Below are 18,561 nucleotides of genomic sequence, written 5' to 3'. Positions count from 1 at the left end.
GAAATAGCTTTATCTTTGTGACTTATAAAAATATATTTATGAGTTTAGGAAAATATCTTAGTAGTCGTGTGTTTTTCGGACAACTAGTAGCCGCACTTTTGATTCTTGCTTTTTTGACCTATTTGTTTATGCATTGGTTGACTTTTACCACCGATCACGGGCACGAAATTACCGTTCCGAATTTGGCCAAATTGACCGAGGAACAAGTAGAAGACAAACTAGACGAGTTGGACTTGGATTATGTGCTTTTGGACAGCGTAGATTTCAATAGTGATTATCCAAAATATAGCGTAGTAGAGCAAGATCCGTTGCCGGGTGCGAAAGTGAAAGAGGGTAGAAAAGTATACATCAAGATTAATGCTTCGGGATTTTCATCAGTAAAAATTCCAGATTTGATTGACAAAACCTATCGTGAAGCGGTTCCAACACTCAAAGCTTTGGGACTGGAAGAAGGCACGATTACTTATATTCCAAATCTTGGCAAAGATATGGTGCTTGAAATGCGTTTCAAAGGCAGAAACCTCAAAGTGGGTGACCGCGTTTTGAAAGCCTCCAAAATCGATTTGGTGCTAGGAGATGGTAAGGAGAGTTATGTTGAAGAAGTGGACACAACCACCACACCAATTGAGGAAATGCCAGCAAATGAACAGTAATAGTGAACCTACCGAAGATTTAGAAGACGAATTATTCGAACATTATCGATTTGACGTTCCCAAAGGACAATTGCTCTTGAGAATCGACAAGTATCTGATGAATATGATTCCGAATGCGACTCGAAATAAAATCCAGAATGCGGCCACAAATGGTGATATTTATGTCAATGATATTCCTGTAAAATCGAATTATAAGGTAAAACCCTTTGATGTAATTCGCATAATGCTCTCACATCCACCGTTTGAAAACCGAGTAGATCCTGAAGATATTCCGCTTGATATTGTCTATGAAGACGATGCGCTTTTGCTTATAAACAAACCACCCGACTTTGTAGTACATCCCGGTCACGGCAATTATACGGGAACTTTGGTGAATGCTTTGGCGTTTCATTTCGAAAATTTGCCAATGAACAGCAGCGAACGACCAGGATTGGTGCACCGAATTGACAAAGACACTTCGGGACTGTTGGTGATTGCCAAAACCGAAGCCGCGATGACGCATCTCGCCAAACAATTTGAAGCCAAAACTACCGAAAGAGAATATATTGCCTTAGTCTGGGGCAATGTCGTTGCCGAGGAAGGAACAATTGAAGGCAACATTGCCCGACACCTAAAAGACCGTATGCAAATGGCGGTTTTTGCCGATCCCGAAATCGGAAAACCTGCCGTGACTCATTATAAAGTGTTGGAACGTTTTGGTTATGTGACTTTGGTTTCGTGTAAGTTGGAAACGGGAAGAACGCACCAAATTCGAGTGCATATGAAGCACATCGGTCATCCGCTTTTTAATGATGCCCGCTATGGTGGCGATTTGATTCTGAAAGGAACCACATTTACCAAATACAAACAATTTATAGAAAACTGTTTCAAGGCTTTGCCACGTCAGGCTTTACACGCGAAAACGCTTGGATTTATGCATCCAAATACTGGGGAATATATGCGTTTTGACACGGAATTACCACAGGATTTTCAGGATTGCTTGGAGAAATGGAGAGGCTATTCGAAAACACATTCGAGCGAGGACGACGAATAATTTATATTGATTTTAGTAGAAATAAAATAAAGACTGAATCCAAAATAGCGGATTATTTATTTTAGATTATTCGTCAATGTACTTTGGTTGCACTGTCAAAAATTAGAATGGATTTAAATAGTGTTTTTTAGTAGTAATAATGCGATAATAGCCTTTAGCGAAAAGGATTAGCTTGTGAAAACTTCTTACTTTTGTAATTAAAAATAAACTCCAAGTACAATGAAAAAATTAATTTTATCTCTGATCGTTTTAGCAACATTATATAGTTGCAAAGAAAATGTTACTGCACCGAAACAAGAAAAAGTAAACTATGCGGTTTTTGGTGATTCTATTTCGGCAGATGCTGCTATTACGGAAGCAAAAATGCTTGAAAAATACCAAACCTTGAAAGAAGGCGATACGGTTGAAGTAGTTTTTAAATCAAAAATTGTTGATGTCTGTCAGAAGAAAGGGTGTTGGATGAATTTAGCCTTGAGTGATAATGAATCTTCGTTTGTAAAATTTAAAGACTACGCGTTTTTTGTTCCTTTGAATGCAGCCCAAAAAGAAGTAGTTGTGAAGGGGAAAGCTTTCGTCAGTATTGAATCGGTTGATGAATTGAAGCATTACGCGCAAGATGCTGGTAAATCACAAGCGGCTATTGATAGTATTCTAAAGCCTAAAACTACCTTTGGTTTTATGGCGGATGGCGTTTTGATAAAAAAATAAGGATGAATAGAATACTAATCTTTTTCGTTACTCTTTTATTGGTCTCCTGCCAATCTAAAGAAAATAAAACTGTAGATAAAGCCGTTTGCAAAACCGATTCCACTACAAATGATGATGGTTTTAAAATGTATCAAATGTCGGAAATGGGTGCCTTGATGGAACAAATGTATGTAGACAATCAGCGACTGAAAGACCGAATTATAAAAGGGGATACCATCGGAAAATTTCCGCAGCATTTTGAAAGAATTCACCAAGCGGTAATGACTGACGGCAAAGATAGAGATGCCTTTTTTGAAGAACAAGCTCAAAAATTTATCATTGCACAAGAGCAAATTTACAAAGACCCTAAAAACGCTAAAGCCCATTTCAACAGAGGAGTTGATGCTTGTATTCAATGCCATCAACAGAAATGCGGCGGGCCAATTCCTAAAATTAAAAAGCTGTATATTAAATAATTAATGCACTTGCAACTCATTTCTCAAAAGTTGCATTTAATTTTGAATTCAAGCTTCATTACAATATATTTTTTAATATTTCATCAGCTTTTCACTGTTTAGTCTATTTATTGGTTCTGATTTCTATGCCAGACAGGTGAAAAAATACTTTTAACATTTTTTAAGACTTGCAACCTGATATAAATCATTTTTAAGCACTTTATTTTTTTATACATTTACCGTGTATTTAAAGATAAAGAACAAAATTAATTTAAAAATATAGAATGAAAAGAGTATTAGTAGCCACAGGAGGTGGTGATTGCCCCGGATTGAATGCCGTGATTAGAGCCATCGTAAAAAGAGCCGCACAAGAAAAAGATTGGGAAGTAATAGGCAGTGTTCAATCCTTTGATGGGATTCTTCGCGAACCAACCGAAATAATGATTTTAGATGACAAAGCCGTTGCAGGAATTCACGTCGATGGTGGAACGATCATCGGAACAACCAATAAAGGAGGCCCTTTTGCTTGGCCAATTAAAAATAATGACGGAAGTTGGGATTATGTAGATCGATCTGACGAGATGATTCGCAAGCTACAGTATATGGGAGTTGATGCGGTAATCAGTATTGGAGGTGATGGTTCTCAGCGAATTTCGCAAGCACTTTTCGAAAAAGGCTTGAATATTATTGGAGTGCCAAAAACAATTGACAATGATTTATCCGCTACCGATTTTACTTTCGGATTTCAAACGGCCGTTCACACCGCTACCGAAGCGGTCGATAAATTAGTGACTACAGCAGCCAGCCACAATCGGGTTTTAGTTTTGGAGGTAATGGGTAGAAATGCGGGATGGATTGCCTTAAATGCTGCCATTGCTGGTGGTGCTGAAGTTTGTTTGATTCCTGAGATTCCTTATGACTTGGAAGCTGTTGCCAAGAAATTGCAAAGCCGATACAATAGTAAAGGCAAAGGAAATGCTATTGTGGTGATTGCCGAAGGAGCAATGCCGAAGGGCGGAACTTTATTATCCGAAAAAAGTGATGAAATAGGCTATGAAAACCTACGTTTGGGTGGAGTGGCGCGCAAATTGGTAAACGATTTAAAAGCTATTGGTTTTGAGGCGGATATGCGTGAAACGGTGCTTGGACATTTGCAAAGAGGAGGAAGCCCAATTGCTTATGATAGAATTTTGGCAACACAATTTGGAGTGAAAGCCTTCGAAATGGTGTTGGAAGGAAAATTTGGTGAAATGGCAGCCTATCGTCATCCGGATATTATTTCGGTTCCGTTCAAAGACGCGATCGATAATCCGAAATTAGTAGATCCAACCTGCGATTTAGTTAAAACGGCTAAAGGTGTTGGAATCGGTTTTGGAGATTAAACTAGTTTATTTCAGACACAAATTACACAGATTTACACAGATTAATTCGTGAAAATCTGTGTAATTTGTGTCTTTTTTGTTTTTAATGATAGCTATTTTGTGTAATAACGGCAAGCCTAAATATAAAAACTGACGACCTATCGCTATCTTCGTGAGGGCTTTTTTTTGATGGTTATTTTTGTGATTTTTTGATCTTTGAGGTCTCTTATCTTCTAATCATTGTCTTCCCAAAGGAATATTTTATTAAAATAATATTGTAAAAAAAGAATTATGGGAGAGAAAAACAATGGAAATATCATAAGTGGGAAATGACATCTAATTTTATCACTTTCTGGCTGAAAAAGGGCGTATATCCAATCAAAGAGAATTGAATAAGCAAAAACAGCAACAATTGTGAAAAAGTAAGTTAATCCCCTGTGTCTATATTCAAATCTAGTAAATAGTTTAGCCATAAGGTATGGAATTAGAAAGAAAGGTAATAAAGTTAAAATTACTTCCATAGGTTATTTTTTTTTAATGAATATTGGTTTTTATTCTTCTAAACGTTATGAATTTTATAATCTAAACTCCGCTTCTTTATAAAGCGAACCCTGCACAATTCCCCTACGTTCGATTTCTTGCTCCATATAGCTTTGAATTTGGGTTTTTTTCAAACCCCAGTTGGGTGCAATGAGCAAATCCCAATCCGAAATTCCGAACAAACGTTGGATGACAATATCAGGGCGCAAGAGCGGAATCAATTCGCAAAGCAAATCGGTGTATTCCTCCAAAGTGAAGAGTTTAAAAGGTTCTCTTTTGTATTTGACACCCATAATCGAGCCTTCGACAATATGCAAATGATGGAATTTTACGAACTTTATTTGCGGAAAACGGTTGATTTCGTGAATGTAATTCAACATCATTTCTCGAGTTTCCCATGGAAAGCCAAAAACAGTGTGGACACACAAATCGATGGGGCTATCTTTCAATAATTCTACCGTCTTTATGAATTCGGAGTGGCTGCAACCACGGTTGATTTGTTCTAAAGTTTCGTCATAAATCGATTCCATTCCCATTTCTAAATCGACGTCGAAACGGTCGCAATAACTTTCTAGCAAGGCCACTTTTTCGGCATCGATGCAATCGGGACGTGTGCCTACTGAAAAACCCACAACTTTCTCAGTGTTGACAGACAATGCCTCGTCGTACATTGGTTTCAAAATCGAAACAGGCGCATAAGTATTGGAATTCGGCTGGAAATAAACAATAAATTTATCCGCTTTGTAGTGGTTTTTAGCACGTTCCATTCCCTCGATTAACTGCTTTTTCATCGTTAAAGCCGTTCGGGATATTTCGGGCGTAAACGAATCGACATTGCAATAGGTGCAACCGCCGTAGCCTTTGTTTCCGTCGCGATTGGGACAGGAAAAACCGCCATCGACTATGACTTTATAAACGCGTTGATTGTTGTATTTTTTGCGCAGGTAGGCACCGTAATTTTGGTATCCTTTGGCTGCTGTTGTAGGTGTATTATTCATTCGTCAAAATTACGAAATCCGAAGCATTATAATAAATTGGCTTGGTTGATTATTCGGAGTTCCATCAATAAATCGGTTTGAACATCGCCACCTAATGTGAAGGTATGTTTATCGAATTCGATAAAATCATTTTTGCTGTAAAATTCTATTGCTTTATGGTTTTCTTCCCAAACGCCAAGCCAAATCGAATCGACTCCAGATTGCTGCCCAATTTTTACGGCATGATTCAGAAATAATTGTCCAATTTTCTTGCCATGAAATGCTTTCAAAACATAAATCCGTTGAATTTCCATCGCCTGAGGGTTGTGGATTTCGGTTTGAGCATTGCCGAAATTTAGTTTAAGGTACCCCAGCGTATCAGTTCCTAAAGTAGCCAGATAAAATAGTGATTCCGGATGGTTTATTTCGGAGGCGACTTGTGCGGCATTGAAATGTTCTTGAATGTAATTTTCTAAATTTTCAGAAGTGTTTGATTCTGCAAAGGTTTCGACAAAAGTTTTCGTGCTAATTTCTTGTATGATTTCAAGGTCGGCTATGCTTGCTTTTCGGATTCTAATGGTATTCATGTCATTTCACTTTAATAGAATTTCATTGTATCCAAATATACTACAAATAAATGGTATTCAGTTTTCATTTTAAGATTTTCAATTTGTACTTTTGAAATCGCATTCAATAAATATAGAAAATGAAAATCGTTCTATCGCCCGCTAAATCTTTAAATTTCGAAAGCGCCTTGCCAACAGCGGCTTTTTCAGACTCGTTGTTTCTGAAAGAGTCTCGTCAAGTGCACAAGGTGTTGAAACAAAAATCTCCTGCTGAACTTTCTGAATTAATGGATATTTCAGATAGATTGGCCGAATTGAATTGGCAACGCAATCAGGAATGGAGAACACCTTTCTCGGCGGAAAATGCTCGGCCCGCTGTTTTCGCTTTTGATGGGGATGTTTATACCGGTTTGGAGGCACATACCATTCCGTTGGAAAAAATAGAGCTTTTGCAAGACCGTTTGCGCATTTTGTCAGGTTTGTACGGACTCCTAAAACCGTTGGATTTGATGCAAGCTTATCGTCTGGAAATGGGAACCCAATTGTCTATTGGCGAAAGCAAAAACTTATACGAATTTTGGAAGCCCATTATCACCAAAGCCTTGAATAAAGAACTCAAAAAAGGGGAGTTGTTTGTCAATCTGGCGAGCAAGGAGTATTTTTCGGCTATTGATGTCAAAGGATTGAAAGTCCCTGTAATCACTCCTGAATTCAAAGATTATAAAGACGGAAAACTAAAAATCATCAGCTTTTTTGCCAAGAAAGCCAGAGGGTTGATGGTGCGTTATATCATCGATACCAATGCCGAAACCGTAGATGATTTGAAAGGATTTAATTATGAGGGTTACTGTTTTGACTCCAATTTATCGAAAGGAAATCAGTTGGTTTTTACGAGATGAAGCTTCTAGGAGTCCAAACTTATTTTATATTTGCGTCAAACAATTTAATAGTGATAAAGATGAGAAGAATGATAGTGGTTTTAGGGATTGCGATTTTAAGTTTTTCGAAATCAAATGCTCAAATCAAATTGGACGAAAATCTGATGGGAGCGGTTCAAAAAGGAGTTGCAGGATTGACTTTTAGCGATGCTGATGCTCAAAAATTATCCAAAGCTACGGTCGATAAATTGGATTCTGAGCACATTATTGCTGGACCAACGGATCCGTATACTGTTCGTTTGAATAGAATTTTCGGTAAATACACCAATGGTTACGGGATGACTTTGAATTACAAGGTTTATATTCTCAAAGAAGTGAATGCTTTTGCAACAGCAGATGGCAGCGTTCGTGTTTATTCCGGTTTAATGGATGTTATGGATGACAATGAATTGCTCGTGGTTATTGGTCACGAAATTGGGCACGTAGTCAACAAAGATACGCGCGATGCTATCAAGGCGGCCTATCAGAAAGAGGCGTTGATGCAAGGCGCTGCTTCACAATCACGAACTATTGCTTCGGTTACCGATAGTCAGTTGGGGCAATTAGGGAGTGCAATGATTGATAGTAAACACAGCAGAAAACAAGAGTCGGAAGCCGATTTATTTGCCTACGATTTTATGAAAAAAAACGGATACGATGTCAATGCTGTTGAATCCGCATTTGCTATTTTGGCTAAGATGAGTGGCGGAAAGCAAGCTGATTTTTTTACTCAAATGTTGAGTTCGCATCCTGACCCTTTGGCAAGATCAGAAAACGCTAAGAAAAAAGCGCAAAGCGATGGTTTGTATAAGCCGTATGTTCGTCAATTGCCAGTGGCAACTACTGCGAAACCAACTACTAAAACAGCAACAAAAACAACGACTACAAAGACTGCTACAAAAAAGTAAATTAGATTTTGGTTTTTAATAATTGAAAAGCATCCCGGTTTTCGGGATGCTTTTTTTATATTTTTAACTCGTTGGCTGTAATTGTTGAATTTAAAGAAATAGAAAAATGAAACGCATAGGGTCATAGAAAAAAGAGTTGATAGCCCCGTTTTTGGGTTCACATAGCTATGATTAACTAAAATCAAGCGAAGCGTCTTTTTAATTTTACTAAAAAAACTATGAATCTATGCGTTTTAAAATAGAAAATTGAATTACACATAGCCTGTTGTTTTCAATTCATTTCAACCGTAATAGGTAAATTATACGAAGTGCGTACCGGTTTTGAACCCATCATTCCCGGAGACCATTTGGTTTTCAAAGATTTCAAAACTCGAATCGCTTCTTTTCCAAGGCCAAAGCCTGGATCTCGGATGACTTTGATGTCGGTCATACTGCCGTCCCTTTCGATTACAAAAGAAACATAAACGCGATACGTATTGCCACCGTCGATATCTGGTTTTTCGAAATTATTGCCAACGTAGCTGTAGAATTTGTTGATTCCGCCCGGAAATTCAGGTAGTTTGTCTAAGGCAGTCGTATTGACGATTGTTTTTTCATCGATAGGAATTGACGGAGTTTCTACTGTTCCAGAAGGCAAACTGCTTGTTGCTGTTCCAGTTTCTGTTCCGCCTTCGCTGCCTGAATGGCTGTTCAAAAGTTCTTTAGTGGTGGGCACTTCAACCGTTGGGTCAGGAGTAGCCGAAACCACCAAGGGCAAATTGGCTTTCGTTTCATCAGGAGCCTTTGTTTGCGGGCTGCTAGCTGTTGTTTTAGGCTTTTCGGGCAGCACAGTATACGGTGTTACTGTGATGGGTTCATCAAAAATTGTTGGCGTGGCAACAATAATAGGTTTGTTCATCAGATTTGAAATCGAAAAAAGGACACCGAGAGCGGCAATCAATGCTATTCCGGACACAAAAGCCATTGCCAAAGTTTTGGAACTGTCGCGACGCAATTGGTAAGCACCATACTCTTTGTTTCGGTCTTCGAAAACAAGATCAATCCAGCCGGTTTCGTAAATACTTAATCTAGACATAATTTATGGTTTTAAAGGTTAAGTATTTATCGCATCATAAGCTATCTTTTAACATATAACGTAAAAGATATTCGAAATAATATATAAAATAGTGATTATTTTCAAAATATTTTAACAAGAAGTTGGAAGGCTTTTGTTTGCTGGGTTTTAAGTGAAATACAAACAAAAGGACAACTTCACTAAAACCGCTTTCTGTGACTTGAACAACCCATTTTTAGGGCTCTTTATTTTTAAAAACTACAACTTAAAACTAAAAATAAACCTCGCTTAAATGTGCTTAAACGAGGTTATTTTTTATACTTATTTTGAAAGTTTAGTTTTTGAATGAGGTTGCGCAACAGCTACCGCTGTTGAACTAAACCTTCGGTAGCACTCGCGCTGATTTTGTACCTTTCAAAGATAATTAAAACTTTGAAATTATGACTACAAAAAAAAGCATCCAGATTTATTAAGAGAAAACAAAATTATCAACCAAGCCAAGCGCGAAGTTCCCGGTTTTGAGGAACTATTAGCTCGTTTTGAGCGCACGGTTTCGGTATTGGGACGAAGCCAAAGCACGTTTAGCAATTATTCGCGGCACGTGGCGGCTATTTCGTTGTATTTTGGCAAAATTCCAACGGAATTGGATCCTGAACAAGTGCAGGACTACTTGTTTTACCAACAGAAAAAGTCCAAAACCCCATCGCAAACGTACTTTAAACACTGTGTTTATGGGCTTCGGTTCTTGTTAAAATCAGAAGGACTTCCGTATGAATACCTTCGATTGCCGTCGATAAAACACGAGAAAACGCTTCCAGTTGTTTTGAGCAAAGAAGAAGTCTGGGCGATGCTTCAAAACGCAAAATTGCTCAAACACCGCATTCTTATTGGCTTGCTTTATGGTTGCGGCTTGCGTTGTATGGAAGCCAGAAGTGTACGTTTGCAGGATTTAGATTTCGACAGACAACAACTCAAAGTAGTGCAAGGCAAAGGCAAAAAAGACCGTTACGTGCCGCTTTCGGAACACTTGATTCGGGGATTAAAAAAGTACATCGAAGCCGAAAAACCCAAGGATTATCTTTTCAACGGTCAGCCCATTGAAAGAGCCGGAGGCGATTTTGACAGTCGGTACAGCCAGAGAGGCGTACAATGGGCAGTCAAACAAGTAGCCAAAGCTGCTGGTGTGAAAAAAGAAGTTCATACCCATACGCTTCGGCACTCTTACGCCACACATTTGCTCGAAGATGGTATGGATATTATGACCCTGAAAGACCTTTTGGGACATCAAAATATCGAAACTACGATGGAGTATTTGCAGATAGCCCAGCTCGCGAGCCAACGCATTTTTAGTCCACTCGATACGCTTTTCGAGAAATGCAGACGGAAGTAGCCGATGTACTGAGAAAGGTAGGCTCGAAGATCGAGAGCTATGGATTGAATACTTGGCAATTGCGCACTCTTTCTGCTATCAAAAAATGTCGAACAGCCCAGTTGGGTGGTCATATCGATGCTTGCGATCAATGTGGAAATCTGACTATTAGTTACAACTCTTGCCGCAACCGTCATTGTCCCAAGTGTCAGGGCAACAAACGAGAAGATTGGATAGAGGCTAGAAGTACGGAACTCTTGCCAGTGCCATATTTTCACCTGGTTTTTACTTTACCCGATAGCATTAATGCATTGGCGATTCACAGTCCAAAATTGGTTTATGACACGCTCTTTGAAGCGACTTGGGAAACGATTCAAACTTTTGGCAAAACCAAGGAAATGCAAATGGGAATGATTGCGGTTTTGCACACTTGGGGGCAACAATTGAGTTTACATCCACACCTGCATTGCATTGTTCCTGGCGGCGGAATAGCTAAAAACGGACAATGGCAAAATAGCCGAACCGATGGCAAATTCTTGTTTCCAGTCAAAGCCTTGTCAAAAGTGTTTAGGGCTAAATATTGTGCAAAACTCAAAGAAAAAGAACCCATAAAGTATGAGCAAATCCGGCAAGAGTTGTGGCAAAAACCTTGGATTGTTTTTGCCAAAAAACCTTTTGGAAGTCCCAAATCAGTGGTGGAATATTTAGGGAGATATACCCATAAAATAGCCATTAGCAACCGAAGAATAAAAACTATCGACAACGAAAATGTAACTTTTGAGTACAAGGATTATCGAGTGGCGGGAGTCAAAAAGCAAATGACGCTCACGCATCAGGAGTTTATTAGGCGATTTGCTTTGCACATTTTGCCCAAACGCTTTGTCAAGATTCGTCATTATGGTTTTTTAAGCAGCAGTTGGAAGCGGGAGAAGCTCAAACTTTTGCAGGAGAAACTCGCAGTAAAAGTACTAGAAAAACGCGAAAAAAAGCTCTTTTTGCCCAAGTGTCCTTGCTGTAAAACGGGCAATTTGCACCGAATAGCCGTTTTTGACCAGCGTGGGCCGCCTGCTTGGTATCTTGGCGGTAGCCAAAGCTCTATTCCCTATAAAAACTAAATAATGGGTAAGGGATTTTATGCTCAAAAGTGACCGAAAACACTATAAAACGATTTTGAAATCGCTCCAAAAAAAAAGAGGCGCACTTGCCTCTTGATCCCGACCCTTCGGGGTTCTCTCAAAACTTTACGAAAACTCCATAGTGTTGAAGGACATGTAATCGGTTCCGTTCAACACGGGTTTCATTGTTCGGCTTGCAGCCGCAACGAAACCCTAGCTGTTAGCGGTAGGCCTATTCGCCCAAACTTGTTACTACTTCTAATCTGTCAAATGTTGAATTCAAAATTTCCAATTCCCAACTTCCGTCAACGCATTTTAATTTAAAGTTTTTTTTGTCGGTTAAAGTTAACCATATCACATTCAAGTTCTTTTCTGCGCATAGATTTTCTAACTCATTCGTTGAAAAATCAAGTTCAACTTCTTTATTTTCGAGCAAACTATGCTTAATAAACCAATATTCTGCGGCAAATTCTGTTGACCATTTCGTAAACGGTTCAACTTCAAATTCTCCAATCAAGAACGAATCGAATTTATTTCCAAGAGTTTTTAGAAAGCTTAGAGAATTAATTTCTTTGTTGATTGAATATTGCATAAGTTCTATTTACAGGGATTTTAGGCTTACCGCTAACGTTCCGGCACTACAGCGGGTTTGGGACTAAATTAAGCCTATTCTTCGGATTTGCCAAATCATAACAAGTACAAAACTATTTTCCCATTAAGCCAATTGCCCAAATCCGTTGTAGTGGCTGTTGAACTAAACCTTCGGTAGCACTCGCGCTGATTTTGTACCTTTCAAAGATAATTAAAACTTTGAAATTATGACTACAAAAAAAAGCATCCGGATTTATTAAGAGAAAACAAAATTATCAACCAAGCCAAGCGCGAAGTTCCCGGTTTTGAGGAACTATTAGCTCGTTTTGAGCGCACGGTTTCGGTATTGGGACGAAGCCAAAGCACGTTTAGCAATTATTCGCGGCACGTGGCTTCGATTTCGTTGTATTTTGGCAAAATTCCAACGGAACTCGATCCCGAACAAGTACAAGATTATTTGTTTTACCAACAGAAAAAGTCCAAAACCCCATCGCAAACGTACTTTAAACACTGTGTTTACGGACTACGATTTTTGCTAAAATCAGAAGGACTTCCGTATGAATACCTTCGACTTCCGTCGATAAAACACGAGAAAACGCTTCCAGTTGTTTTGAGCAAAGAAGAAGTTTGGGCAATGCTTCAAAAAGCCAAATTGCTCAAACACCGCATTCTTATTGGCTTGCTTTATGGTTGCGGATTGCGTTGTATGGAAGCCAGAAGTGTACGTTTGCAGGATTTAGATTTCGACAGACAACAACTCAAAGTAGTGCAAGGCAAAGGCAAAAAAGACCGTTACGTTCCGCTTTCGGAACACTTGATTCGGGGATTAAAAAAGTACATCGAAGCCGAAAAACCCAAGGATTATCTTTTCAACGGTCAGCCCATTGAGAGAGCAGGAGGCGATTTTGACAGTCGGTACAGCCAGAGAGGCGTACAATGGGCAGTCAAACAAGTAGCCAAAGCTGCTGGTGTGAAAAAAGAAGTTCATGTGCATACGCTTCGGCACTCTTACGCCACACATTTGCTCGAAGATGGTATGGATATTATGACCCTGAAAGACCTTTTGGGACATCAAAATATCGAAACTACGATGGAGTATTTGCAGATAGCCCAGCTCGCGAGCCAACGCATTTTTAGTCCACTCGATACGCTTTTCGAGAAATGCAGACGGAAGTAGCCGATGTCCTTAGAAAAGTAGGTTCTAAAATCGAGAGTTATGGACTCAATACTTGGCAATTGCGCACTCTTTCTGCTATCAAAAAATGTCGAACAGCCCAGTTGGGTGGTCATATCGATGCTTGCGATCAATGTGGAAATCTGACTATTAGTTACAACTCTTGCCGCAACCGTCATTGTCCCAAGTGTCAGGGCAACAAACGAGAAGATTGGATAGAGGCTAGAAGTACGGAACTCTTGCCAGTGCCATATTTTCACCTGGTTTTTACTTTACCCGATAGCATTAATGCATTGGCGATTCACAGTCCAAAACTGGTGTATGATACTTTGTTTGAAGCGACTTGGGAAACGATTCAAACTTTTGGCAAAACCAAGGAAATGCAAATGGGAATGATTGCGGTTTTGCACACTTGGGGGCAACAATTGAGTTTACATCCACACCTGCATTGCATTGTTCCTGGCGGCGGAATAGCTAAAAACGGACAATGGCAAAATAGCCGAACCGATGGCAAATTCTTGTTTCCAGTCAAAGCCTTGTCAAAAGTGTTTAGGGCTAAATATTGTGCAAAACTCAAAGAAAAAGAACCCATAAAGTATGAGCAAATCCGGCAAGAGTTGTGGCAAAAACCTTGGATTGTTTTTGCCAAAAAACCTTTTGGAAGTCCCAAATCAGTGGTGGAATATTTAGGGAGATATACCCATAAAATAGCCATTAGCAACCGAAGAATAAAAACTATCGACAACGAAAATGTAACTTTTGAGTACAAGGATTATCGAGTGGCGGGAGTCAAAAAGCAAATGACGCTCACGCATCAGGAGTTTATTAGGCGATTTGCTTTGCACATTTTGCCCAAACGCTTTGTCAAGATTCGTCATTATGGTTTTTTGAGTAGCACTTGGAAGCGGGAAAAGCTCAAACTTTTGCAGGAGAAACTCGAAGTAAAAGTTCTGGAAAAAGCAGAAAAAAAGCTCTTTTTGCCCAAGTGTCCTTGCTGTAAAACGGGCAATTTACACCGAATAGCCGTTTTTGACCAGCGTGGGCCGCCTGCTTGGTATCTTGGCGGTAGCCAAAGCTCTATTCCCTATAAAAACTAAATAATGGGTAAGGGATTTTATGCCCAAAAGTGACCGAAAACACTATAAAATGATTTTGAAATCGCTCCAAAAAAAAAGAGGCGCACTTGCCTCTTGATCCCGACCCTTCGGGGCTCTCTCAAAACTTTACGAAAACTCCATAGTGTTGACCGATATGTAATCGGTTCCGTTCAACACGGGTTTCATTGTTCGGCTTGCAGCCGCAACGAAACCCTAGCTGTTGTGTGCTGGTTTTTATTCACTTTTTGTTGTTGTATTGCAATTACTACACCACCAAAATTCCGTACTATTATCTTTCAGTTTAGTTTCGGATTTATGATTACACACTAAACAATTTCTTTCGTCGCTTTCATTTTCAAATACAACATAATTACAATTTAGACAACTCCATTTTGTTAATGAAGTTTCTTCCTCATCAATATTCCAAACAAAATTATCTGTTTTGCATTTTGGACAAATTTGTGTAGCCATTTTTAATTTTGCTAAGTTTTTGCTGTTGTTTAATGTTCGCGGTAATACTTTACAATTCTAATAAGAATCAATATTATTGTTATTGGGACTAATAGAAATATCATCGCAAATCCTCCGCCTGGATTACACATATCTCCCGGAACCAAAATATTTACAAGTATTGCCAATAAAAAGTATGCTACAAAGAATATGATTGTGGTTTTAATTTTGTTGAAAGGATTTTCCATTAATTGATTTTATCTGTTTTCTTTTAACCGTAAATTTTCTGATAAACTTGCACACAACGTTCTGGTACTACAGCGGGTTTGGGTTCTAAATTAAGATTTATTTTTCGGTTATCACAAAACTGCCAAATACAAAACCATTTTTCCATTAAGCCAAATGCCCAAATCCGTTGTAGTAGCTGTTGAACTAAACCTTCGGTAGCACTCGCGCTGATTTTGTACCTTTCAAAGATAATTAAAACTTTGAAATTATGACTACAAAAAAAAGCATCCAGATTTATTAAGAGAAAACAAAATTATCAACCAAGCCAAGCGCGAAGTTCCCGGTTTTGAGGAACTATTAGCTCGTTTTGAGCGCACGGTTTCGGTATTGGGACGAAGCCAAAGCACGTTTAGCAATTATTCGCGGCACGTGGCTTCGATTTCGCTGTATTTTGGCAAAATTCCAACGGAATTGGATCCTGAACAAGTGCAGGACTACTTGTTTTACCAACAGAAAAAGTCCAAAACCCCATCGCAAACGTACTTTAAACACTGTGTTTACGGACTACGATTTTTGCTAAAATCAGAAGGACTTCCGTATGAATACCTTCGACTTCCGTCGATAAAACACGAGAAAACGCTTCCAGTTGTTTTGAGCAAAGAAGAAGTTTGGGCAATGCTTCAAAAAGCCAAATTGCTCAAACACCGCATTCTTATTGGCTTGCTTTATGGTTGCGGATTGCGTTGTATGGAAGCCAGAAGTGTACGTTTGCAGGATTTAGATTTCGACAGACAACAACTCAAAGTAGTGCAAGGCAAAGGCAAAAAAGACCGTTACGTTCCGCTTTCGGAACACTTGATTCGGGGATTAAAAAAGTACATCGAAGCCGAAAAACCCAAGGATTATCTTTTCAACGGTCAGCCCATTGAAAGAGCCGGAGGCGATTTTGACAGTCGGTACAGCCAGAGAGGCGTACAATGGGCAGTCAAACAAGTAGCCAAAGCTGCTGGTGTGAAAAAAGAAGTTCATGTGCATACGCTTCGGCACTCTTACGCCACACATTTGCTCGAAGATGGTATGGATATTATGACCCTGAAAGACCTTTTGGGACATCAAAATATCGAAACTACGATGGAGTATTTGCAGATAGCCCAGCTCGCGAGCCAACGCATTTTTAGTCCACTCGATACGCTTTTCGAGAAATGCAGGCGGAGGTAGCCGATGTACTGCGAAAAGTAGGTTCTAAAATCGAGAGTTATGGACTCAATACTTGGCAATTGCGCACGCTTTATGCCATCAAAAAATGCCGAACAGCCGAATTGGGTGGTCATATCGATGCTTGCGATGAATGTGGAAATCTAACCATTAGTTACAACTCTTGCCGGAACCGACACTGTCCCAAATGTCAGGGTAAAAATCGAGAGGATTGGATAGAGTCTAGAAGCACGGAACTCTTGCCAGTACCATACTTCCACGTTGTTTTTACCTTGCCTGAAGCGATTAATTCATTGGCTATACATCAGCCCAAAGTAGTGTACGATACTTTGTTTGAAGCGACTTGGGAAACCCTGCAAACTTTTGGCAAAACCAAAGAAATGCAAATGGGAATGTTTGCGGTTTTACACACTTGGGGACAACAGTTGTCTTTACATCCGCACCTGCATTGTATTGTTCCTGGTGGAGGAATAGGTAAAAACGGACAATGGCAAAATAGCCGAACCGATGGCAAATTCTTATTCCCAGTCAAGGCATTATCGAAAGTGTTTAGGGCTAAATATTGTGCAAAACTCAAAGAAAAAGAACCCATAAAGTACGAGCAAATCAGGCAAGCGTTATGGCAAAAACCGTGGGTTGTTTTTGCCAAAAAGCCTTTTGGAAGTCCCAAATCGGTGGTGGAATATTTGGGAAGATATACGCATAAAATAGCCATTAGCAATCGGAGAATCAAAAGCATTGACGACCAAAACGTGACTTTTGAATATAAAGATTATCGAGTGGCAGGAGTCAAAAAGCAAATGACGCTCTCGCATCAGGAGTTTATAAGGCGGTTTGCGTTGCATATTTTGCCCAAGCGGTTTGTGAAAATCAGACATTATGGTTTTTTAAGCAGCACTTGGAAGCGTGAGAAGCTCAAACTATTGCAGGAGAAACTCCAAGTAAAAGTACTAGAAAAGCGAGAAAAGAAGCTTTTTTTACCCAAATGTCCCTGTTGCAAAACGGGCAATTTGCACCGGATAGCGATTTTCGACCAGCGTGGGCCGCCTGCTTGGTATCTTGGCGATAGCCAAAGCTCTATTCCCTGTAAAAACTAATTTATGGGTAAGGGATTTTATGCTCACAAGTGAAGGAAAACACCAAAAAACCAAGCTGAAATTACTCCAAAAAAAAGAGGACTCTAAATCCTCTTACTCCCGATAGCTATCGGGACTCCAAATATTTTACGATAACTCCATAGTGTTGACGGACGTGTAATCGGTTCCGTTCAACACGGGTTTCATTGTTCGGCTTGCAGCCGCAACGAAACCCTAGCTGTTAGCAGTAGCTTTTTTAGATTTTTAAACGGTTAGTAATTCTCTGAAGCAATACTTCCAATTCAAGTTCTCCATCAACAATTTCATTGCGCTCGATTTTAAAGATATTCAATATTGAACTCAACGATTCCATTTTCCACGCATCTTTTTCCACTCTTTGAGTTTTCAGAAACCTTTCAATGTTTTTAAATGTAAGCTTTGAATTTATATGGAGTTTCAATTCTGTTACAAGTTCACTTGGCTCACTTATACTTGTAGGCCAATCGCTTATAGCTTCTAATAAACTTTCTGCAGCAGATTTTAAGTCAGCTTCTGTCGCATCATTGTCTAAAGTGTCAATTAATTCTTCTACGGTTATCATCTCTAGTTTTATATTACGCTGTTTGCAGTAGCTTTTATTGTTAATCAAGCACATATCCAAAATACCAATTCATATAGCTAAAACAACAGAATTGGATATAAACGAATATATTTATAGTTATTAGTATTAAAGCTAATTTTTTATATAGATTAATATTATTGTTGAAAAAATTTAAAATGAAAAGTAATGGTACAAATCCGAAGGAAATAGCAATTGTAAATAAATATGCTAACATAATAATTGTTCCAGCTTTTTCAGGAAAAATATTGAATTGCTTTCCAGAATCTACAAATTCTTGAGTAAAATCAATTGAAGAAGGAACTTCTCCATATCGCAAATAAACATTTAAATATGAAGCAACAGAAACTATTACGAAAACTAATATAATAGTGAAAATTGAGTAATAGATAATTTTGATAGATTTATTTATAAGTTTCATCACGAAAGTTTTTTAAAGTTACTGCTAACGTTTCGGGGCTTTGCGTTCGGGCGGG

General features: G+C 39.0%; 20 protein-coding genes. 13 read left to right on the top strand and 7 right to left on the bottom strand.

The annotated features are described in order from the left end of the window. The first annotated feature begins 38 nt into the window (after positions 1–38). From E1750_RS06315 to E1750_RS06295, 5 genes are all read left to right on the top strand, one after another. The gene (locus E1750_RS06315; protein ID WP_133275963.1) at positions 39–653 is read left to right on the top strand and encodes a PASTA domain-containing protein; all 615 of its coding nucleotides are present in this window, start codon (positions 39–41) and stop codon (positions 651–653) included. Further along, on the top strand, positions 643–1,686 hold the full coding sequence (locus E1750_RS06310; RefSeq protein ID WP_133275962.1) for an RluA family pseudouridine synthase: 1,044 nt from the start codon (positions 643–645) through the stop codon (positions 1,684–1,686). Before E1750_RS06315 ends, E1750_RS06310 begins: the two co-directional genes overlap by 11 nt. A 219-nt stretch (positions 1,687–1,905) precedes the next feature. Beyond that, positions 1,906–2,394 (top strand): DUF4920 domain-containing protein, encoded by a 489-nt coding sequence (locus E1750_RS06305; RefSeq protein WP_133275961.1) that lies wholly within the window; start codon positions 1,906–1,908, stop codon positions 2,392–2,394. Between the two features lie 2 nt (positions 2,395–2,396). After that, on the top strand, positions 2,397–2,849 hold the full coding sequence (locus E1750_RS06300; RefSeq protein WP_133275960.1) for a hypothetical protein: 453 nt from the start codon (positions 2,397–2,399) through the stop codon (positions 2,847–2,849). Positions 2,850–3,112: 263 nt separating this feature from the next. Next, positions 3,113–4,210 carry a 6-phosphofructokinase gene (locus E1750_RS06295; protein ID WP_133275959.1) on the top strand — a complete coding sequence of 366 codons (1,098 nt, stop codon included), beginning with the start codon at positions 3,113–3,115 and terminating at the stop codon, positions 4,208–4,210. A 554-nt stretch (positions 4,211–4,764) separates the two neighbouring features. Here the strand turns inward: E1750_RS06295 and E1750_RS06290 are convergent. Together E1750_RS06290 and E1750_RS06285 are read right to left on the bottom strand one after the other, a co-directional pair. Next, positions 4,765–5,727, bottom strand: coding sequence for a TIGR01212 family radical SAM protein (locus tag E1750_RS06290; protein ID WP_133275958.1), 963 nt, complete (start codon positions 5,725–5,727; stop codon positions 4,765–4,767). A gap of 26 nt (positions 5,728–5,753) precedes the next feature. Continuing rightward, positions 5,754–6,293: a GNAT family N-acetyltransferase gene (locus E1750_RS06285; protein ID WP_133275957.1), complete on the bottom strand. Its 540-nt coding sequence runs from the start codon at positions 6,291–6,293 to the stop codon at positions 5,754–5,756. Positions 6,294–6,412: 119 nt separating this feature from the next. Between E1750_RS06285 and yaaA the strand changes: the two genes are divergently transcribed. Beyond that, entirely contained in the window at positions 6,413–7,171 is a 759-nt protein-coding gene (gene yaaA / locus E1750_RS06280; RefSeq protein ID WP_133275956.1) for a peroxide stress protein YaaA, read from the top strand. Positions 7,172–7,230: 59 nt separating this feature from the next. Then, the gene (locus E1750_RS06275; RefSeq protein WP_133275955.1) at positions 7,231–8,097 is read left to right on the top strand and encodes a M48 family metalloprotease; all 867 of its coding nucleotides are present in this window, start codon (positions 7,231–7,233) and stop codon (positions 8,095–8,097) included. 271 nt (positions 8,098–8,368) lie between these two features. Here the strand turns inward: E1750_RS06275 and E1750_RS06270 are convergent, their stop codons facing one another. Continuing rightward, positions 8,369–9,172, bottom strand: a complete 804-nt coding sequence (locus E1750_RS06270; RefSeq protein ID WP_133275954.1) for an energy transducer TonB — start codon at positions 9,170–9,172, stop codon at positions 8,369–8,371. A gap of 538 nt (positions 9,173–9,710) precedes the next feature. Between E1750_RS06270 and E1750_RS06265 the strand changes: the two genes are divergently transcribed. Together E1750_RS06265 and E1750_RS06260 are read left to right on the top strand one after the other, a co-directional pair. After that, positions 9,711–10,541 carry a tyrosine-type recombinase/integrase gene (locus tag E1750_RS06265; protein WP_227873967.1) on the top strand — a complete coding sequence of 277 codons (831 nt, stop codon included), beginning with the start codon at positions 9,711–9,713 and terminating at the stop codon, positions 10,539–10,541. Continuing rightward, positions 10,526–11,635 (top strand): IS91 family transposase, encoded by a 1,110-nt coding sequence (locus tag E1750_RS06260; RefSeq protein WP_133275953.1) that lies wholly within the window; start codon positions 10,526–10,528, stop codon positions 11,633–11,635. Before E1750_RS06265 ends, E1750_RS06260 begins: the two co-directional genes overlap by 16 nt. Before the next feature lie 232 nt (positions 11,636–11,867). Here E1750_RS06260 and E1750_RS06255 read toward each other — a convergent pair whose 3' ends face one another. Beyond that, positions 11,868–12,227 carry a hypothetical protein gene (locus tag E1750_RS06255; RefSeq protein ID WP_133275952.1) on the bottom strand — a complete coding sequence of 120 codons (360 nt, stop codon included), beginning with the start codon at positions 12,225–12,227 and terminating at the stop codon, positions 11,868–11,870. A gap of 345 nt (positions 12,228–12,572) precedes the next feature. Between E1750_RS06255 and E1750_RS06250 the strand changes: the two genes are divergently transcribed. Together E1750_RS06250 and E1750_RS06245 are read left to right on the top strand one after the other, a co-directional pair. Continuing rightward, a complete protein-coding gene (locus tag E1750_RS06250) occupies positions 12,573–13,403 on the top strand; it encodes a tyrosine-type recombinase/integrase (RefSeq protein ID WP_227873973.1) in 831 nt (276 codons plus the stop codon). Then, positions 13,388–14,497, top strand: a complete 1,110-nt coding sequence (locus E1750_RS06245; protein WP_133275951.1) for an IS91 family transposase — start codon at positions 13,388–13,390, stop codon at positions 14,495–14,497. The genes E1750_RS06250 and E1750_RS06245 overlap by 16 nt, the downstream gene beginning before the upstream one ends. Positions 14,498–14,731: 234 nt before the next feature. Here E1750_RS06245 and E1750_RS06240 read toward each other — a convergent pair whose 3' ends face one another. After that, positions 14,732–14,968, bottom strand: a complete 237-nt coding sequence (locus E1750_RS06240) for a hypothetical protein (RefSeq protein ID WP_133275950.1) — start codon at positions 14,966–14,968, stop codon at positions 14,732–14,734. A 594-nt stretch (positions 14,969–15,562) separates the two neighbouring features. Between E1750_RS06240 and E1750_RS06235 the strand changes: the two genes are divergently transcribed. Together E1750_RS06235 and E1750_RS06230 are read left to right on the top strand one after the other, a co-directional pair. Continuing rightward, the gene (locus tag E1750_RS06235) at positions 15,563–16,393 is read left to right on the top strand and encodes a tyrosine-type recombinase/integrase (RefSeq protein WP_227873972.1); all 831 of its coding nucleotides are present in this window, start codon (positions 15,563–15,565) and stop codon (positions 16,391–16,393) included. Further along, the gene (locus tag E1750_RS06230) at positions 16,378–17,487 is read left to right on the top strand and encodes an IS91 family transposase (protein WP_133275949.1); all 1,110 of its coding nucleotides are present in this window, start codon (positions 16,378–16,380) and stop codon (positions 17,485–17,487) included. The genes E1750_RS06235 and E1750_RS06230 overlap by 16 nt, the downstream gene beginning before the upstream one ends. 235 nt (positions 17,488–17,722) lie before the next feature. Here E1750_RS06230 and E1750_RS06225 read toward each other — a convergent pair whose 3' ends face one another. Both E1750_RS06225 and E1750_RS06220 read right to left on the bottom strand, forming a co-directional pair. After that, a complete protein-coding gene (locus E1750_RS06225) occupies positions 17,723–18,067 on the bottom strand; it encodes a hypothetical protein (protein WP_133275948.1) in 345 nt (114 codons plus the stop codon). Positions 18,068–18,107: 40 nt separating this feature from the next. Then, positions 18,108–18,506 (bottom strand): hypothetical protein, encoded by a 399-nt coding sequence (locus E1750_RS06220; protein ID WP_133275947.1) that lies wholly within the window; start codon positions 18,504–18,506, stop codon positions 18,108–18,110. Between the last annotated feature and the right edge of the window lie 55 nt (positions 18,507–18,561).

Origin of the sequence: Flavobacterium nackdongense (genome assembly GCF_004355225.1) — a bacterium.
GTDB classification, from domain to species: Bacteria; Bacteroidota; Bacteroidia; order Flavobacteriales; family Flavobacteriaceae; genus Flavobacterium; species Flavobacterium nackdongense.
This window is presented reverse-complemented; position numbering and strand designations above follow the sequence as displayed.

Excerpts from the sequence above, each read along its gene's own strand:
- E1750_RS06305 (WP_133275961.1), top strand. The coding sequence starts at position 1,906 with ATGAAAAAATTAATTTTATCTCTGATCGTTTTAGCAACATTATATAGT.
- E1750_RS06315 (WP_133275963.1), top strand. The coding sequence starts at position 39 with ATGAGTTTAGGAAAATATCTTAGTAGTCGTGTGTTTTTCGGACAACTA.
- E1750_RS06230 (WP_133275949.1), top strand. The coding sequence starts at position 16,378 with ATGCAGGCGGAGGTAGCCGATGTACTGCGAAAAGTAGGTTCTAAAATC.
- E1750_RS06310 (WP_133275962.1), top strand. The coding sequence starts at position 643 with ATGAACAGTAATAGTGAACCTACCGAAGATTTAGAAGACGAATTATTC.
- E1750_RS06255 (WP_133275952.1), bottom strand. The coding sequence starts at position 12,227 with ATGCAATATTCAATCAACAAAGAAATTAATTCTCTAAGCTTTCTAAAA.
- E1750_RS06260 (WP_133275953.1), top strand. The coding sequence starts at position 10,526 with ATGCAGACGGAAGTAGCCGATGTACTGAGAAAGGTAGGCTCGAAGATC.
- E1750_RS06290 (WP_133275958.1), bottom strand. The coding sequence starts at position 5,727 with ATGAATAATACACCTACAACAGCAGCCAAAGGATACCAAAATTACGGT.
- E1750_RS06270 (WP_133275954.1), bottom strand. The coding sequence starts at position 9,172 with ATGTCTAGATTAAGTATTTACGAAACCGGCTGGATTGATCTTGTTTTC.
- E1750_RS06300 (WP_133275960.1), top strand. The coding sequence starts at position 2,397 with ATGAATAGAATACTAATCTTTTTCGTTACTCTTTTATTGGTCTCCTGC.
- E1750_RS06220 (WP_133275947.1), bottom strand. The coding sequence starts at position 18,506 with ATGAAACTTATAAATAAATCTATCAAAATTATCTATTACTCAATTTTC.
- E1750_RS06285 (WP_133275957.1), bottom strand. The coding sequence starts at position 6,293 with ATGAATACCATTAGAATCCGAAAAGCAAGCATAGCCGACCTTGAAATC.
- E1750_RS06245 (WP_133275951.1), top strand. The coding sequence starts at position 13,388 with ATGCAGACGGAAGTAGCCGATGTCCTTAGAAAAGTAGGTTCTAAAATC.
- E1750_RS06295 (WP_133275959.1), top strand. The coding sequence starts at position 3,113 with ATGAAAAGAGTATTAGTAGCCACAGGAGGTGGTGATTGCCCCGGATTG.
- E1750_RS06275 (WP_133275955.1), top strand. The coding sequence starts at position 7,231 with ATGAGAAGAATGATAGTGGTTTTAGGGATTGCGATTTTAAGTTTTTCG.
- yaaA (WP_133275956.1), top strand. The coding sequence starts at position 6,413 with ATGAAAATCGTTCTATCGCCCGCTAAATCTTTAAATTTCGAAAGCGCC.
- E1750_RS06225 (WP_133275948.1), bottom strand. The coding sequence starts at position 18,067 with ATGATAACCGTAGAAGAATTAATTGACACTTTAGACAATGATGCGACA.
- E1750_RS06240 (WP_133275950.1), bottom strand. The coding sequence starts at position 14,968 with ATGGCTACACAAATTTGTCCAAAATGCAAAACAGATAATTTTGTTTGG.